The sequence below is a fragment of the Trabulsiella odontotermitis genome (genome assembly GCF_001297775.1).
GTDB classification, from domain to species: Bacteria; Pseudomonadota; Gammaproteobacteria; order Enterobacterales; family Enterobacteriaceae; genus Trabulsiella; species Trabulsiella odontotermitis.
Genome location: NZ_LIFX01000001.1, coordinates 356,183 through 373,881, shown reverse-complemented (window position 1 = coordinate 373,881; position 17,699 = coordinate 356,183). Strand labels below are relative to the sequence as shown.

Below are 17,699 nucleotides of genomic sequence, written 5' to 3'. Positions count from 1 at the left end.
TATTCTTAAAGCAGCGCGCCGACGCTCTCACGGACCTGCTGCGGCCATACGCCACACTGCACCTGACCGATGTGCGGTAACTGGAGCAACAGCATCGTAAGGCGAGACTGACCAATACCACCGCCGATCGTCTGCGGCATTTCGCCACGCAGCAGCGCCTGGTGCCATTCGAGTTTCAGGCGATCTTCATCCCCTGTCAGCGCCAGCTGGCGTTTCAGCGTTTCGGCATCAACGCGGATCCCCATAGAGGAAAGCTCGAACGCATCTTCCAGCATCGGGTTCCAGACCAGAATATCACCGTTGAGGCCCGCAAACCCTTCGGAGACCGGCGTACTCCAGTCATCATAATCCGGCGCGCGAACATCGTGACGATGACCGTCGCTCAGCTTGCCGCCAATACCAATCAGGAAAACCGCGCCCAGCTCTTTGGCGATCGCGCGCTCGCGGCCTTTGGCGTCCAGGCCCGGGAAGCGGGAGAGCAGCTCCTGGCTGTGAACGAAGTGGATCTGTTCCGGCAGGAAAGGCTTCAGACCAAACTCTTTGCTGACTGCCGCTTCGGTTGCTTTAATCCCCTGCCAGATGGCTTCCACGGTCGCTTTCAGCGTACCGGTGTGACGTTCGCCATCGTTCATCACGCGTTCCCAGTCCCACTGATCGACATAAACAGAGTGGATCGGGGTGAGGCGGTCTTCGTCGGGACGAAGGGCTTTCATGTGCGTGTACAGCCCTTCGCCTGCGCTGAAATCGTGTTGCCCGAGGGTTTGACGTTTCCATTTCGCCAGTGAATGAACCACTTCGAACTGGGCGTCTGGCAGTGTTTTCACTTTCACCTGCACCGCTTTTTCGCAACCAGACAAGTTATCCTGCGTCCCGTCGCCCACGCGGCTTAAGATTGGCGCCTGAACTTCGATCAGGCCAAGCTTTTCTTCCAGCTGGCGGGAAAAATGGGATTTTACGAAACTGATCTGACGTTGTTTTGCGATATAAGCGGTTTTCATTTTTTGACTCCTGCGTCCTGTTGCTATTGATTAAGCAACAAAAGTGGAGTGGAATTCAATAATCAACAAACAAAATTGGCTTATCACTTTTGATTCAATAATATTGTGGGCTAAAATTGTCACAATCCTCAATCTTCATAAGAAAAACCTATGGAAAATTATCAGATCGACAATCTGGACCGCGGCATCCTTGAGGCGCTGATGGCCAATGCGCGCACCGCTTACGCAGAACTGGCGAAACAGTTTGGGGTCAGCCCGGGAACCATCCACGTCCGCGTAGAGAAAATGAAGCAGGCCGGGATCATCACCGGCGCGCGTATCGACGTCAGCCCAAAACAACTGGGCTACGATGTCTGCTGTTTTATCGGCATCATTCTTAAAAGTGCGAAGGATTATCCCTCGGCGCTGGCGAAACTGGAAAGCCTGGATGAGGTCACCGAGGCGTATTACACCACCGGTCATTACAGCATCTTTATTAAGGTGATGTGCCGTTCGATCGACGCACTGCAGCAGGTACTTATCAACAAGATCCAAACCATCGATGAAATTCAGTCCACAGAGACGCTGATCTCCCTACAGAACCCGATTATGCGGACGATCCGCCCGTAAGCGCACAGAATTAATCCCACATTTTCCACAGGTAGATCCCAGCTCACACACAGCGTACAATACGCCACTCTGTATTAAGGAGTGGCGATCATGGCGGACATTACGCTTATCAGCGGCAGCACGCTGGGTGGTGCGGAATATGTAGCGGAACATCTGGCGGAAAAGCTGGAAGACGCGGGTTTTTCAACCGAAACGCTGCATGGCCCTCTGCTGGAGGATCTGACGCCGAACGGTCTCTGGCTGTTGATCAGCTCCACGCACGGCGCCGGGGATATCCCTGACAACCTGCAACCGTTCTACGATGATCTGCAGGAGAAGAAGCCTGATTTGTCTGCCGTGCGTTTTGGCGCGATCGGTATAGGCAGCCGTGAATATGACACCTTCTGCGGTGCGATCGACAAACTTGACGCCCTGCTTCTGTCTTGTGGCGCGAAACAAGTCGGCGAAACGCTGAAGATCAACATCCTTGAACATGACATTCCTGAAGATCCGGCTGAAGAATGGACAGGATCCTGGATAAATTTGATCAAATAGATGAACAGATCGTGCGATCGTATGTGGATAACTCTGGTTAAAAGCTTGGATCAACCGGTAGTTATCCAAAGTATAAGGTTTGGTCAGTTTTCGCCCTGTGTATAACCCTTCATTTTGATCCCAGCTTATACGGGTCAGGATCACCGATCATTCACAGCGAATGATCCTTTGTAATATCTTGATCCTGAAAGGAGGATCCGACTTATCCACAAAGGATGTCGATCCTAATAAGAGATCACAATAGAACAGATCTCTAAAGAAAAAGATCTTCTTTTTAATACCCAGGATCCCAGTGCTTTCTCCATCGACTAAAGTTGAGTAGAATCCACGGCCCGGGCACCAATCCATTTTCAAACCGCGACACCGCGAGGCAGGAAACATGTTTTATCAGGATCCTTTTGACGTCATTATCATTGGCGGGGGTCATGCAGGCACTGAGGCCGCGATGGCCGCAGCGCGTATGGGTCAGCAGACTCTGCTTTTGACACACAATATCGATACGCTGGGGCAAATGAGCTGTAACCCGGCGATCGGCGGTATTGGGAAAGGACATCTGGTAAAAGAAGTGGACGCCCTCGGTGGTCTGATGGCAAAAGCCATCGATCAGGCCGGTATTCAGTTCAGGATACTAAACGCCAGCAAAGGCCCGGCGGTTCGCGCCACTCGCGCTCAGGCTGATCGCGTACTGTACCGCCAGGCGGTGCGTACCGCGCTGGAAAACCAGCCGAACCTGATGATCTTCCAGCAGGCGGTTGAAGATCTGATCGTTGAAAACGATCGGGTCGTCGGCGCCGTTACCCAGATGGGGCTGAAGTTCCGCGCGAAAGCGGTTGTACTGACCGTGGGCACGTTCCTTGACGGCAAAATTCATATCGGTCTGGATAACTACAGCGGCGGTCGCGCGGGTGATCCGCCGTCTATTTCACTTTCACGCCGTCTGCGTGAACTGCCGTTGCGGGTAAACCGCCTGAAAACCGGAACTCCACCGCGTATTGATGCCCGCACCATCGATTTCAGCGTGCTCGCGCAGCAACATGGCGACAACCCGATGCCGGTATTCTCGTTCATGGGATCAGCGGATCAACACCCGCGCCAGGTGCCGTGCTATATCACGCACACCAATGAGAAAACGCACGACGTGATCCGCAATAACCTCGACCGCAGCCCGATGTATGCCGGTGTGATCGAAGGGATCGGTCCGCGTTACTGCCCGTCGATCGAAGACAAAGTCATGCGCTTTGCCGATCGCAACCAGCACCAGATCTTCCTCGAGCCGGAAGGACTGACTTCTAACGAAATTTACCCGAACGGGATCTCCACCAGCCTGCCGTTTGATGTGCAGATGCAGATTGTCCGTTCGATGCAGGGTATGGAAAACGCGCGCATTGTGCGTCCGGGTTACGCCATTGAGTACGATTTCTTCGATCCGCGTGACCTGAAACCGACGCTGGAAAGCAAATTTATCGAAGGCCTGTTCTTTGCCGGACAGATCAACGGCACCACCGGTTACGAAGAAGCCGCTGCGCAGGGGCTGCTCGCTGGTCTTAACGCCGCCCGCTTCTCTGCCGAAAAAGAGGGCTGGGCGCCGGGCCGTTCGCAGGCTTATCTGGGCGTGCTGGTGGATGACCTCTGCACGCTGGGCACCAAAGAACCGTACCGCATGTTCACCTCGCGCGCGGAATATCGTCTGATGCTGCGTGAAGACAACGCCGATCTGCGTCTGACCGAAATCGGTCGCGAGCTGGGACTGGTGGATGACGACCGCTGGGCGCGTTTCAATGAGAAACTGGAACGCATCGAACGGGAACGTCAGCGTCTGAAAACCACCTGGATCAATCCATCCGCGGAATCTGCCGCTGAAGTGAATGCTCACATTACTGCGCCGCTCTCCCGTGAAGCCAGCGGGGAAGATCTGCTGCGTCGCCCGGAAATGACCTACGGCCAGCTGGTGCAGTTGTCGCCGTTTGCGCCGGGTCTGGATGACGCTCAGGCCGCAGAGCAGGTTGAGATCCAGGTGAAATACGAAGGTTACATCGCTCGCCAGCAGGATGAGATAGAAAAACAGCAGCGCAACGAAAACACGCTGCTGCCGGCAACGCTTGATTATCGCCAGGTAAGCGGGCTGTCTAACGAAGTGATCGCCAAACTGAACGATCACAAACCGGCTTCAATCGGGCAGGCGTCACGAATTTCAGGTATAACCCCCGCAGCCATCTCGATCCTGCTGGTATGGCTGAAAAAACAAGGTATGCTGCGCCGTAGCGCCTGATCATTCTATTTTTCCCGGCGGCGCTGTGTCTGCCGGGTTTCTGAATTCTGTTTTAACAGGTAATCACCGTGCTAAAAAAACTCTCTCGTCTGCTCGATGAAGCAGGCATTTCGTTGTCCGATCACCAGCAAACGCAGCTGGTGGCTTACGTCGAACTGCTCAACAAATGGAACAAAGCGTATAACCTGACTTCCGTACGCGATCCGAACGAGATGCTGGTGCGTCATATCCTCGACAGCGTTGTTGTGGCGCCGCACCTGCAGGGTTCGCGTTTCATCGATGTCGGTACCGGACCAGGATTACCGGGCATTCCGCTCGCCATTGTGCTGCCTGACTCGCATTTCACATTGCTGGACAGTCTTGGCAAACGCGTGCGTTTTCTGCGCCAGGTGCAACACGAACTGAAGCTCGACAACGTGACGCCGGTTCAAAGCCGCGTGGAAGCATTCCCGGCAGAGCCGCCGTTCGACGGTGTCATTAGCCGTGCTTTTGCATCGCTGAACGATATGGTGAGCTGGTGCCAGCATTTACCGGCGCCGTCAGGGCGTTTTTATGCGCTGAAAGGTCATGTCCCGGACGATGAAATCGCCCAGTTACCCGCAGGTTTTGCTGTTGAAAATATCATCAAACTGCAGGTGCCTGAGCTGGATGGCGAGCGTCATCTTGTGCTGTTAAAACATAACAAAATTTAATTTTTATCAAAAAAATTAGAAAAATTAGCCCCTGCGTAATGTTAACAAAGGGGGGACAAAACGGTGGAACATTCGGTTACATTTAACCACTCATTTACTATGTGTTTTCTTGTTCATAACGACATGTTATTTGATAACAGAAAAAATAGTTACAGATGAAAATATCAGTCTGCTAAAAATGCGTTCTATGAACGACTTGTGACTGTTAATTAGTTATTAAAAATGTCAATTGTTGGTTTTTAATCTGTATATGCCTTTTTTGAAAACAGTTGTGCAATTTTAGCTTAGATTTCAAACGGATGAATAAAGCTATTTTTCGTACAGTTTTATTTCGATGAAAACCGTTATTTTTATTATGTGATCTGTGCCACGCTTTATTACCAGTGATTTCGCGTTATTTGCAGATTTGTCTGATCGTTCACAGTTTGGTGAAATTCTGGAAAATAGCCCGCCAGAAAAATGTTTAAACATTTATTCACCTTTTAGCTACTTATTGTTTGAAATCACCGGTACGCACCGTATAATTTGTCCGCTTTTTGATGCTTGACTCGAAGTCTCAAAGGACGTTTTATACGACACGCGGCATACCTCGTAAGGAGCAGGAGTAGAACGTGATGTCTGTGTCGCTCGTAAGTCGAAACGTTGCTCGTAGGCTTCTGTTCATTCAGCTTATGGTACTAATGGCAAGTGGATTGCTGTTTTGCCTCAAAGACCCCTTCTGGGGCATTTCCGCTCTATGTGGCGGTATGGCAGTATTACTGCCTAATATGTTGTTCATGATTTTTGCCTGGCGTCACCAGGCGCATACACCTGCTAAGGGACGCGTGTCCTGGACATTTGCCTTCGGCGAGGCGTTCAAGGTGTTAGCAATGCTGGCTCTGCTGGTGGTGGCGTTGGCGGTTTTTAAGGCGGTTTTTTTGCCGCTCATCGTTACGTGGGTTTTGGTGCTGGTGGTTCAGATACTGGCACCCGCTGTAATTAACAACAAAGGGTAAAAGGCATCATGGCTTCTGAAAATATGACGCCGCAGGATTACATAGGTCACCATCTGAACAACCTTCAGATCGATCTGCGTACATTCTCGCTGGTGGATCCGCATAACCCCCCAGCCACCTTCTGGACGCTCAATATTGACTCCATGTTTTTCTCGGTGGTTCTGGGTCTGTTGTTCCTGGCGATGTTCCGCAGCGTGGCCAAAAAGGCGACCAGTGGCGTCCCGGGTAAATTTCAGACCGCAATTGAGATGATCATCGGCTTTGTGCATGGCAGCGTCAAAGACATGTACCATGGCAAGAGCAAACTCATTGCACCACTGGCCCTGACGGTGTTCGTCTGGGTGTTCCTGATGAACCTGATGGATCTGCTGCCTATCGATATGATCCCCTACATCGGTGAGCATGTGCTGGGTCTGCCTGCGCTGCGCGTTGTTCCGTCTGCTGACGTGAACATCACCCTGTCTATGGCGCTGGGCGTATTTATCCTGATTCTGTTCTACAGCATCAAAATGAAAGGCGTGGGCGGGTTCGTCAAAGAACTGACGCTTCAGCCGTTCAATCACTGGGCATTCATCCCTGTCAACTTAATCCTTGAAGGTGTTAGCTTGCTGTCCAAACCGGTTTCACTCGGTCTGCGACTGTTCGGTAACATGTATGCGGGTGAGCTGATTTTCATTCTGATAGCGGGTCTGTTGCCGTGGTGGTCACAGTGGATCCTTAATGTGCCATGGGCCATTTTCCACATCCTGATTATCACACTGCAAGCCTTTATCTTCATGGTTCTGACGATCGTCTATCTGTCGATGGCGTCTGAAGAGCATTGATTTTTAACAACACTACTACGTTTTAATTGAAACAAACTGGAGACTGTCATGGAAAACCTGAATATGGATCTGCTGTACATGGCTGCCGCTGTGATGATGGGTCTGGCGGCAATCGGTGCTGCGATCGGTATCGGCATCCTCGGGGGCAAATTCCTGGAAGGCGCGGCGCGTCAGCCGGATCTGATTCCTCTGCTGCGTACTCAGTTCTTTATCGTTATGGGTCTGGTGGACGCAATCCCGATGATCGCTGTAGGTCTGGGTCTGTACGTGATGTTTGCCGTCGCGTAGTAAGTTGTACGGGATAACCCTAATCCACAGTCGTAAAATTTTAAGAGGTATTGTGCTGTGAACATGAACGCAACAATCCTCGGCCAGGCCATCGCGTTTGTTCTCTTTGTATGGTTCTGCATGAAGTATGTATGGCCGCCGTTAATGGCTGCCATCGAAAAACGTCAAAAAGAAATTGCTGACGGCCTTGCTTCTGCAGAACGCGCTAAGAAAGATTTGGACCTTGCACAGGCCAACGCGACCGACCAGCTGAAAAAAGCGAAAGCGGAGTCCCAGGTGATCATCGAGCAAGCTAACAAGCGACGTGCTCAGATCCTGGACGAAGCGAAAGCTGAAGCAGAACAGGAACGCACTAAAATCGTCGCACAGGCGCAGGCTGAAATTGAAGCCGAACGTAAACGTGCTCGCGAAGAACTGCGTAAGCAGGTCGCTATCCTGGCTGTTGCTGGCGCCGAGAAGATCATCGAACGTTCCGTGGATGAAGCTGCTAACAGCGACATCGTGGATAAACTTGTCGCTGAACTGTAAGGAGGGAGGGGCTGATGTCTGAATTTGTAACGGTAGCTCGCCCCTACGCCAAAGCAGCTTTTGACTTTGCCGTCGAACACCAGAGCGTTCAACGCTGGCAGGACATGCTGGCGTTTGCCGCTGAAGTGACTAAGAACGAACAGATGGCAGAGCTTCTGTCTGGCGCTCTGGCGCCGGAAACGCTCGCTAAGTCGTTCATCGCCGTGTGTGGTGAGCAGCTGGACGAATACGGCCAGAACCTGATTCAGGTGATGGCGGAAAACGGTCGTATCAGCACGCTCCCGGATGTTCTTGAACAGTTTATTCACCTGCGCGCCGCCAGTGAGGCGATCGCCGAGGTAGAAGTCACTTCTGCCTCTCAGCTAAGTGAAGAGCAGCTTTCAAAGATCACCGGTGCGATGGAAAAACGTCTGTCACGCAAAGTTAAGCTGAATTGCAAAATCGATAAGTCTGTAATGGCAGGCGTTATCATCCGTTCGGGTGATATGGTCATTGATGGCAGCGTACGCGGCCGTCTTGAGCGCCTTGCAGACGTCTTGCAGTCTTAAGGGGACTGGAGCATGCAACTGAATTCCACCGAAATCAGCGAACTGATCAAGCAGCGCATTGCTCAGTTCAATGTTGTGAGTGAAGCTCACAACGAAGGTACTATTGTTTCTGTAAGTGACGGTGTTATCCGCATTCACGGCCTGGCCGATTGTATGCAGGGTGAAATGATTTCCCTGCCGGGAAACCGTTACGCTATCGCACTGAACCTCGAGCGTGACTCTGTAGGTGCGGTTGTGATGGGTCCGTACGCTGACCTCGCCGAAGGCATGAAGGTTAAATGTACTGGCCGTATTCTGGAAGTTCCGGTTGGCCGTGGCCTGCTGGGCCGTGTGGTTAACACCCTGGGCGCGCCAATCGACGGTAAAGGTCCGGTTGAGCACGATGGCTTCTCACCAATCGAAGTTATCGCCCCGGGCGTTATCGACCGTCAGTCCGTCGATCAGCCGGTACAGACCGGTTATAAATCCGTTGACGCCATGATCCCAATCGGTCGTGGTCAGCGTGAATTGATCATCGGTGACCGTCAGACCGGTAAAACCGCGATGGCTATCGACGCCATCATCAACCAGCGTGACTCCGGCATCAAATGTGTGTACGTGGCTATCGGCCAGAAAGCGTCCACCATTTCTAACGTGGTTCGTAAACTGGAAGAGCACGGCGCACTGTCCAACACCATCGTTGTGGTGGCGACCGCGTCTGAATCCGCCGCACTGCAATACCTGGCGCCATACGCCGGTTGCGCCATGGGCGAATACTTCCGTGACCGCGGTGAAGATGCGCTGATCGTTTACGATGATCTGTCTAAACAGGCTGTTGCTTACCGTCAGGTTTCCCTGCTGCTCCGTCGTCCGCCAGGACGTGAAGCATTCCCGGGCGACGTATTTTACCTCCACTCCCGTCTGCTGGAGCGCGCATCCCGCGTTAACGCGGAATACGTTGAGAACTTCACCAAAGGTGAAGTGAAAGGTAAAACCGGCTCCCTGACCGCGCTGCCGATTATCGAAACTCAGGCGGGTGACGTTTCTGCGTTCGTTCCGACCAACGTAATCTCCATTACCGATGGTCAGATCTTCCTCGAAACTAACCTGTTTAACTCCGGTATTCGTCCAGCGGTTAACCCGGGTATCTCCGTATCCCGTGTGGGTGGTGCAGCGCAGACCAAGATCATCAAGAAACTGTCCGGTGGTATCCGTACCGCGCTGGCGCAGTATCGTGAACTGGCAGCGTTCTCTCAGTTTGCATCCGATCTGGATGAAGCAACCCGTAAACAGCTGAGCCACGGTCAGAAAGTGACCGAGCTGCTGAAACAGAAACAGTATGCCCCTATGTCTGTTGCTCAACAGGGTGTGGTGCTGTTCGCAGCTGAACGCGGTTACCTCGAAGATGTGGAACTGGCGAAAATCGGTAGCTTCGAAGCCGCTCTGCTGGCTTACGTCGACCGTGATCACGCTCCGCTGATGCAAGAGATCAACCAGTCCGGTGGCTATAACGACGAAATCGAAGGCAAGCTGAAAGGCATCCTCGATTCCTTCAAAGCAACCCAGACCTGGTAACGTCCGGCGGCTTGTCTTAGGGCAGGCCGCAAGGCATTGAGGAGAAGCTCATGGCCGGCGCAAAAGAGATACGTAGTAAGATCGCAAGCGTCCAGAACACGCAGAAGATCACTAAAGCGATGGAGATGGTCGCCGCTTCCAAAATGCGTAAATCGCAGGATCGCATGGCGTCCAGCCGTCCTTATGCAGATACCATGCGCAAAGTGATTGGTCACCTTGCGCACGGTAATCTGGAATATAAGCACCCTTACCTGGAAGAACGCGACGTTAAACGCGTGGGCTACCTGGTGGTGTCTACCGACCGTGGTCTGTGCGGCGGCTTGAACATTAACCTGTTCAAAAAGCTGTTGGCGGATATGAAAGCCTGGTCCGACAAAGGCGTTCAGAGCGATATCGCGATGATCGGCTCCAAGGGCGTTTCTTTCTTTAATTCCGTTGGTGGCAATATTGTCGCCCAGGTGACAGGCATGGGGGATAACCCGTCTCTGTCCGAACTGATCGGCCCGGTAAAAGTGATGTTGCAGGCCTATGATGAAGGCCGTCTGGACAGGCTGTACATTGTCAGCAACAAATTTATTAACACCATGTCTCAGGTTCCGACCCTGACTCAGATGCTGCCGTTACCGGCGTCAGAAGACGAAGAGTTGAAACACAAAGCCTGGGATTACCTGTATGAACCCGATCCGAAACTGCTGCTGGATACCTTGCTGCGCCGTTACGTTGAATCTCAGGTTTATCAGGGCGTGGTAGAAAACCTGGCCAGCGAGCAGGCCGCACGTATGGTGGCGATGAAAGCCGCAACCGACAATGGCGGCAGCCTGATTAAAGAGCTGCAGTTGGTATACAACAAAGCTCGTCAGGCCAGCATTACTCAGGAACTCACCGAGATCGTCTCGGGGGCCGCCGCGGTATAACCAGGTTAATTCGTAGAGGATTCAAGATGGCTACTGGAAAAATTGTCCAGGTAATCGGCGCCGTAGTGGACGTCGAATTCCCTCAGGATGCCGTACCGCGCGTGTACGATGCTCTTGAGGTTATGAATGGTAGTGACAGTCTGGTGCTGGAAGTTCAGCAGCAGCTCGGTGGTGGTATCGTACGTACTATCGCCATGGGTTCTTCCGACGGTCTGCGTCGTGGTCTGGACGTTAAAGACCTCGAGCACCCGATCGAAGTCCCGGTAGGTAAAGCAACGCTGGGTCGTATCATGAACGTGCTGGGTCAGCCGATCGACATGAAAGGCGACATCGGCGAAGAAGAGCGTTGGGCTATCCACCGCGCAGCACCGTCCTATGAAGAGCTGTCCAGCTCTCAGGAACTGCTGGAAACCGGTATCAAAGTCATGGACCTGATCTGCCCGTTCGCGAAGGGCGGTAAAGTCGGTCTGTTCGGTGGTGCGGGTGTAGGTAAAACCGTAAACATGATGGAGCTCATCCGTAACATCGCGATCGAGCACTCCGGTTACTCTGTGTTTGCGGGCGTGGGTGAACGTACTCGTGAGGGTAACGACTTCTACCACGAAATGACCGACTCCAACGTTCTGGATAAAGTATCCCTGGTGTATGGCCAGATGAACGAGCCGCCGGGAAACCGTCTGCGCGTTGCACTGACCGGTCTGACCATGGCTGAGAAATTCCGTGACGAAGGTCGTGACGTTCTGCTGTTCGTCGATAACATCTACCGTTATACCCTGGCCGGTACGGAAGTCTCCGCACTGCTGGGTCGTATGCCTTCAGCGGTAGGTTATCAGCCGACGCTGGCGGAAGAGATGGGTGTTCTTCAGGAACGTATCACCTCCACCAAAACCGGTTCTATCACCTCCGTACAGGCGGTATACGTCCCTGCGGATGACCTGACTGACCCGTCACCAGCCACCACCTTTGCGCACCTTGACGCTACCGTGGTACTGAGCCGTCAGATCGCGTCTCTGGGTATCTACCCGGCCGTTGACCCGCTGGATTCCACCAGCCGTCAGCTGGATCCGCTGGTGGTTGGTCAGGAGCACTACGACACCGCGCGTGGCGTACAGTCTATCCTGCAGCGTTACCAGGAACTGAAAGACATCATCGCCATCCTGGGTATGGATGAACTGTCCGAAGAAGATAAACTGGTCGTGGCACGTGCGCGTAAAATTCAGCGCTTCCTGTCTCAGCCGTTCTTCGTAGCAGAAGTCTTTACCGGTTCTCCGGGTAAATTCGTATCGCTGAAAGACACCATCCGTGGCTTTAAAGGCATCATGGAAGGCGAATACGATCATCTGCCGGAGCAGGCGTTCTATATGGTTGGCACTATCGAAGAAGCCGTCGAGAAAGCCAAAAAACTTTAACGCCTTAATCGGAGGGTGATATGGCAATGACTTACCACCTGGACGTCGTCAGCGCAGAGTCAAAAATGTTCTCTGGGCTGGTCGAGAAAATCCAGGTAACGGGTAGCGAAGGTGAACTGGGTATTTACCCGGGTCACGCCCCGCTGCTCACCGCCATTAAGCCTGGTATGATCCGCATCGTTAAACAGCACGGTCATGAAGAGTTTATCTATCTGTCCGGCGGCATTCTTGAAGTGCAGCCTGGCACCGTGACCGTTCTGGCTGATACTGCGATTCGTGGCCAGGATCTCGATGAAGCGAGAGCCATGGAATCGAAGCGTAAGGCTGAAGAGCACATTAAGAGCTCGCACGGCGACGTGGATTACGCTCAGGCGTCTGCGGAACTGGCCAAAGCGATCGCCAAACTGCGCGTTATCGAGTTGACCAAAAAAGCGATGTGACACCGGCTTGAATGTCTCAAAAGCCAGTCTGGTTTCCAGGCTGGCTTTTTTTATGCCTGCTTTATTCAGGCGTCAAAAAAACAGTGAAAGCAGCAGCATAAGCGCTAATCTTCAGATTACGGGGATTTTTTTCGAGACAAAACCGCGTACGATCGCTGAAAATGGCGTCATAAACTGGTTTTACACCCGGGTGTTGCGCGTTTTCTCTGCATCCCATTTCATGATGCAAAATATGTAGAAATTTCAACGCCAAAGGGTTTTACTTCCCACTCAAATTACTGTCAGGATGCGTATGTCAAACAGTGCGATGAGCGTGGTGATCCTTGCCGCAGGCAAAGGAACCCGCATGTATTCCGAGCTTCCGAAAGTGCTGCACACGTTGGCCGGGAAGCCAATGGTGCAGCATGTCATTGATGCTGCTAATGAATTAGGTGCCAGCCAGGTGCATCTGGTCTATGGTCACGGCGGAGATCTCCTTAAGCAAGCGCTGAAAGAAGATAACCTGAACTGGGTGTTGCAGGCGGAACAGCTGGGCACCGGGCATGCGATGCAGCAGGCCGCGCCGTTCTTTGCCGATGACGAAGACATCCTGATGCTTTACGGCGATGTACCGCTGATTTCCGTCGATACCCTTCAGCGTCTGCGTGAAGCAAAACCGCAGGGCGGCATTGGTTTGTTGACGGTTAAGCTTGATGATCCCAGCGGCTACGGCCGTATCACGCGTGAAAACGGCAAAGTGACGGGCATTGTTGAGCATAAAGATGCCAGCGACGCGCAGCGTCAGATTCAGGAAATCAATACCGGTATCCTGATTGCTGGTGGTGCGGATCTGAAGCGCTGGCTGTCGAAGCTCAACAACAACAACGCGCAGGGTGAATATTACATCACCGATATCATCGCCATGGCGCATGCTGAAGGGCATGAGATTGTCGCCGTGCATCCGGCGCGCATCAGCGAAACGGACGGCGTGAACAATCGCCTCCAGCTTTCCCGTCTTGAGCGTATTTATCAGTCCGAGCAGGCCGAAAAACTGCTGCTGGCGGGCGTCATGCTGCGTGATCCGGCGCGTTTCGATTTACGCGGCGAGCTGATTCACGGGCGAGATGTGGAAATTGATACTAACGTTATCCTGGAAGGCCAGGTCACGTTGGGTCATCGCGTTAAAATCGGCACTGGCTGTGTCATCAAAAACAGCGTGATCGGCGACGACTGCGAAATCAGCCCTTACAGCGTGGTTGAAGATTCGCACCTTGAAGCCGCCTGCACCATTGGCCCGTTCGCACGTCTGCGCCCGGGTGCTGAGCTGCTGGAAGGCGCGCACGTGGGTAACTTTGTCGAGATGAAAAAAGCGCGGTTGGGTAAAGGCTCAAAAGCCGGTCACCTGAGCTATCTCGGCGATGCGGAAATTGGCGACAACGTGAATATCGGCGCGGGCACCATCACCTGTAACTACGATGGCGCGAACAAATTCAAAACCATCATTGGTGATGATGTGTTTGTCGGCTCCGATACGCAACTGGTGGCACCTGTGACCATTGGAAAAGGCGTCACCATTGCAGCCGGAACCACCGTGACCCGCGATGTCTACGACAACGAATTAGTGCTTAGCCGCGTGCCGCAGGTCCACAAACAGGGCTGGAAGCGTCCGGTGAAGAAGAAGTAATACGGTTTTGTAGGCCGGATAAGCGTCAGCGCCATCCGGCAGACAGGGGTGAGGAAATAACATAATTTCCCACCCCAATGGCAGTACCCATAAATATAACCCCACTCTCTACAAGGCTCGGGGCGCCCGGGAAACGGGCAATAACAGGTCAGCGACAACGCAGGCGTAATGCCTAAATTCGGAATAAAACATTATGTGTGGAATTGTTGGCGCAGTTGCGCAGCGTGATATTGCTGAAATCCTTCTCGAAGGATTACGTCGTCTGGAATACCGCGGTTATGACTCTGCCGGTCTGGCCGTCGTTGACGCAGAAGGGAATATGACCCGCCTGCGCCGCCTCGGTAAAGTCCAGATGCTGAGCCAGGCGGCGGAAGAACATCCGCTGCATGGCGGCACAGGTATTGCTCACACCCGCTGGGCAACCCATGGCGAACCGTCGGAAGGAAACGCGCACCCGCATGTTTCTGAACACATCGTTGTGGTGCATAACGGCATCATCGAAAACCACGAGCCGCTGCGCGAGTTGCTGCAGTCCCGTGGCTACGTCTTTGCCTCCGAGACTGACACCGAAGTGATTGCTCACCTCGTTCACTGGGAGCTTGAGCAGGGCGGTACGTTGCGTGAAGCCGTGCTGCGCGCTATCCCGCAGCTGCGTGGTGCTTACGGTACGGTGATCATGGATACCCGTGATCCGGGCACGCTGCTGGCAGCGCGTTCGGGAAGCCCGCTGGTGATTGGTCTGGGCATGGGGGAAAACTTTATTGCGTCTGACCAGCTGGCGCTGCTGCCGGTGACCCGTCGCTTTATCTTCCTCGAAGAAGGCGATATTGCTGAGGTTACACGTCGCGCTATCACCATCTTCGACAAGTCTGGCGCACAGGTTAAACGCCCGGACATCGAATCTAACCTGCAGTATGACGCTGGTGACAAAGGCATCTACCGTCACTACATGCAGAAAGAGATCTACGAACAGCCGAACGCCATCAAAAACACCCTGACTGGCCGCATCAGCCATGGTGAAGTTGATTTAAGCGAACTGGGCGCGAACGCCAACGAGATGCTGGCTCAGGTCGAGCATATCCAGATTGTCGCCTGTGGTACGTCGTACAACTCCGGGATGGTTTCCCGTTACTGGTTTGAATCGCTGGCTGGCGTGCCGTGCGACGTGGAAATCGCCTCTGAATTCCGCTATCGCAAATCCGCGGTGCGCCGCAACAGTCTGATGATCACCCTGTCGCAATCCGGCGAAACGGCGGATACGCTGGCAGCGCTGCGGTTGTCGAAAGAGCTGGGTTATCTGGGCTCTCTGGCTATCTGTAACGTGCCGGGCTCCTCGCTGGTGCGTGAATCCGATCTGGCGCTGATGACCAAAGCAGGCACCGAAATCGGCGTGGCTTCCACCAAAGCGTTTACCACGCAGCTAACGGTTCTGCTGATGCTGGTGGCGAAACTGGCGCGTCTGAAAGGTCTGGATGCCGCCGTTGAGCATGACATCGTTCATGGTCTGCAGGCGCTGCCGAGCCGCATCGAACAGATGCTGTCGCAGGACAAGCGTATTGAAGCGCTGGCGGAAGATTTCTCTGACAAGCACCACGCGCTGTTCCTCGGCCGTGGCGATCAGTATCCAATCGCGCTGGAAGGCGCGCTGAAGCTGAAAGAGATCTCGTATATCCACGCGGAAGCGTATGCCGCAGGCGAACTCAAGCACGGTCCGCTGGCACTGATCGACGCCGACATGCCGGTTATCGTTGTGGCGCCTAACAACGAACTGCTGGAAAAACTGAAATCCAACATCGAAGAAGTGCGTGCGCGTGGCGGTCATCTGTACGTCTTCGCCGATCGCGATGCCGGTTTCACCAGCAGCGACAACATGCACATCATTGAGATGCCGCACGTGGAAGAAGTGATTGCACCGATCTTCTACACCGTGCCGCTGCAACTGTTGGCGTATCACGTCGCGCTAATTAAAGGCACCGACGTTGACCAGCCGCGTAACCTGGCGAAATCAGTCACGGTTGAGTAATAAAACAACGCCCCATATCAATAAATGGGGCGTTTTTCCGCCTTTCCTTTATGACAATTTGTCATCTTCAGCTACCTTTTTCAGTGTCACAGAAATAAAATCTTTCTGACATATTGCGGTCATAATGGCGGCTATCGATATGAAAAATAACTATTTTTAATCTATCGCTAAACGAAATTTTTCACTGTCATCAAACTGTCATAAACCGTACATATAACTGTCACCTCTTTGTCCTATTTTGCTCATCGTAGCCACTTAAACAACGATTTACACAAATCTTGCAGGAGACATTATGAAAGTTATGCGTACCACTGTCGCAACTGTTGTCGCCGCGACCTTATCGATGAGCGCTTTCGCGGCTGGAGCAGCTGCAAGCCTGACTGGCGCTGGTGCAACATTCCCTGCGCCGGTGTATGCCAAGTGGGCTGATACCTACCAGAAAGAAACGGGTAACAAAATCAACTATCAGGGTATCGGCTCCTCCGGTGGCGTTAAGCAAATTTCAGCAAACACCGTTGACTTCGGTGCGTCTGACGCTCCGCTGAAGGATGACAAATTACAGCAGGAAGGGCTGTTCCAGTTCCCGACCGTGATCGGCGGCGTGGTGCTGGCAGTAAATCTGCCTGGCTTCAAATCTGGCGAGCTGGTGCTTGACGGTAAAACCCTGGGGGATATCTACCTCGGCAATATCAAAAAATGGGATGACGAAGCGATTGCTAAGCTGAACCCGGGCAAAAAACTGCCTTCTCAGAATATCGCAGTCGTTCGTCGTGCTGATGGTTCCGGTACCTCTTTCGTTTTCACCAGCTACCTGGCGAAAGTTAACGAAGAGTGGAAATCCAAAGTCGGTGCTGGCTCAACGGTTAACTGGCCGACAGGTCTGGGCGGTAAAGGCAACGACGGCATCGCCGCCTTCGTACAGCGTCTGCCGGGCTCTATCGGTTATGTTGAATATGCTTACGCTAAGCAGAACAACCTGACCTATACCAAACTGAAATCTGCTGATGGCGCGGATGTCAGCCCGACTGAAGAAAGCTTCTCTAATGCCGCTAAAGGCATCGACTGGAGCAAGTCTTTCGCTCAGGACCTGACCAACCAGAAAGGAGCGGACGTGTGGCCAATCACCTCCACTACGTTCATCCTGGTGCACAAAGAGCAGAAAAATGCTGAGCAGGGCGCTGAAGTGCTGAAATTCTTCGACTGGGCGTACAAGAACGGTGGAAAAGAAGCCAATGCACTGGATTATGCAACCCTGCCGGACAGCGTGGTTGAGCAGGTTCGTGCCGCATGGAAGACCAACGTAAAAGACAGCAGCGGTAAAGCGCTGTACTAACAGGATCTTTTTGACGAAGATGGCGGTGAGCGCAGGTGCTCATCGCCTGTTTCGTAAGATGTAAATAACTGAAGAGTA

The 17,699-nt window shown here is 53.0% G+C and carries 17 protein-coding genes; 16 read left to right on the top strand and 1 reads right to left on the bottom strand.

Translation table 11 applies throughout. From position 1 onward, the window contains the following. Positions 1-5 precede the first annotated feature (5 nt). Entirely contained in the window at positions 6-998 is a 993-nt protein-coding gene (gene asnA / locus AOY23_RS01750) for an aspartate--ammonia ligase (RefSeq protein ID WP_054178121.1), read from the bottom strand. 150 nt (positions 999-1,148) lie between these two features. Between asnA and asnC the strand changes: the two genes are divergently transcribed. The 16 genes from asnC to pstS all read left to right on the top strand — a co-directional run bounded on the left by asnC (position 1,149) and on the right by pstS (position 17,621). Further along, the gene (asnC, locus tag AOY23_RS01745; protein WP_013368348.1) at positions 1,149-1,607 is read left to right on the top strand and encodes a transcriptional regulator AsnC; all 459 of its coding nucleotides are present in this window, start codon (positions 1,149-1,151) and stop codon (positions 1,605-1,607) included. 90 nt (positions 1,608-1,697) lie between these two features. After that, positions 1,698-2,141, top strand: a complete 444-nt coding sequence (mioC, locus tag AOY23_RS01740; protein ID WP_054178120.1) for an FMN-binding protein MioC — start codon at positions 1,698-1,700, stop codon at positions 2,139-2,141. A 379-nt stretch (positions 2,142-2,520) separates the two neighbouring features. Further along, entirely contained in the window at positions 2,521-4,410 is a 1,890-nt protein-coding gene (gene mnmG, locus AOY23_RS01730) for a tRNA uridine-5-carboxymethylaminomethyl(34) synthesis enzyme MnmG (RefSeq protein ID WP_054178118.1), read from the top strand. Positions 4,411-4,478: 68 nt separating this feature from the next. After that, entirely contained in the window at positions 4,479-5,102 is a 624-nt protein-coding gene (rsmG, locus tag AOY23_RS01725; protein ID WP_054178117.1) for a 16S rRNA (guanine(527)-N(7))-methyltransferase RsmG, read from the top strand. A 614-nt stretch (positions 5,103-5,716) separates the two neighbouring features. Continuing rightward, positions 5,717-6,097 (top strand): F0F1 ATP synthase subunit I, encoded by a 381-nt coding sequence (gene atpI / locus AOY23_RS01720; RefSeq protein ID WP_054178116.1) that lies wholly within the window; start codon positions 5,717-5,719, stop codon positions 6,095-6,097. Positions 6,098-6,105: 8 nt separating this feature from the next. Continuing rightward, the gene (gene atpB / locus AOY23_RS01715) at positions 6,106-6,921 is read left to right on the top strand and encodes a F0F1 ATP synthase subunit A (protein ID WP_049848775.1); all 816 of its coding nucleotides are present in this window, start codon (positions 6,106-6,108) and stop codon (positions 6,919-6,921) included. A gap of 48 nt (positions 6,922-6,969) precedes the next feature. After that, positions 6,970-7,209, top strand: coding sequence for a F0F1 ATP synthase subunit C (gene atpE / locus AOY23_RS01710; protein WP_000429386.1), 240 nt, complete (start codon positions 6,970-6,972; stop codon positions 7,207-7,209). Between the two features lie 57 nt (positions 7,210-7,266). Continuing rightward, positions 7,267-7,737 carry a F0F1 ATP synthase subunit B gene (gene atpF / locus AOY23_RS01705; protein WP_038161321.1) on the top strand — a complete coding sequence of 157 codons (471 nt, stop codon included), beginning with the start codon at positions 7,267-7,269 and terminating at the stop codon, positions 7,735-7,737. A gap of 14 nt (positions 7,738-7,751) precedes the next feature. Then, positions 7,752-8,285, top strand: coding sequence for a F0F1 ATP synthase subunit delta (atpH, locus tag AOY23_RS01700; RefSeq protein WP_054178115.1), 534 nt, complete (start codon positions 7,752-7,754; stop codon positions 8,283-8,285). Positions 8,286-8,297: 12 nt separating this feature from the next. Next, complete coding sequence (gene atpA / locus AOY23_RS01695) at positions 8,298-9,839, top strand: F0F1 ATP synthase subunit alpha (RefSeq protein ID WP_038161316.1); 1,542 nt, start codon at positions 8,298-8,300, stop codon at positions 9,837-9,839. 50 nt (positions 9,840-9,889) lie between these two features. Beyond that, positions 9,890-10,753, top strand: a complete 864-nt coding sequence (atpG, locus tag AOY23_RS01690; protein ID WP_054178114.1) for a F0F1 ATP synthase subunit gamma — start codon at positions 9,890-9,892, stop codon at positions 10,751-10,753. A gap of 26 nt (positions 10,754-10,779) precedes the next feature. Continuing rightward, a complete protein-coding gene (gene atpD / locus AOY23_RS01685; protein ID WP_054178113.1) occupies positions 10,780-12,162 on the top strand; it encodes a F0F1 ATP synthase subunit beta in 1,383 nt (460 codons plus the stop codon). 20 nt (positions 12,163-12,182) lie between these two features. Beyond that, complete coding sequence (locus tag AOY23_RS01680; protein ID WP_049848769.1) at positions 12,183-12,602, top strand: F0F1 ATP synthase subunit epsilon; 420 nt, start codon at positions 12,183-12,185, stop codon at positions 12,600-12,602. Positions 12,603-12,894: 292 nt separating this feature from the next. Then, positions 12,895-14,265: a bifunctional UDP-N-acetylglucosamine diphosphorylase/glucosamine-1-phosphate N-acetyltransferase GlmU gene (gene glmU, locus AOY23_RS01670; RefSeq protein ID WP_054178111.1), complete on the top strand. Its 1,371-nt coding sequence runs from the start codon at positions 12,895-12,897 to the stop codon at positions 14,263-14,265. Positions 14,266-14,458: 193 nt separating this feature from the next. After that, a complete protein-coding gene (glmS, locus tag AOY23_RS01665) occupies positions 14,459-16,288 on the top strand; it encodes a glutamine--fructose-6-phosphate transaminase (isomerizing) (RefSeq protein WP_054178110.1) in 1,830 nt (609 codons plus the stop codon). A gap of 292 nt (positions 16,289-16,580) precedes the next feature. Then, entirely contained in the window at positions 16,581-17,621 is a 1,041-nt protein-coding gene (gene pstS, locus AOY23_RS01660; RefSeq protein ID WP_054178109.1) for a phosphate ABC transporter substrate-binding protein PstS, read from the top strand. Positions 17,622-17,699 lie beyond the last annotated feature (78 nt).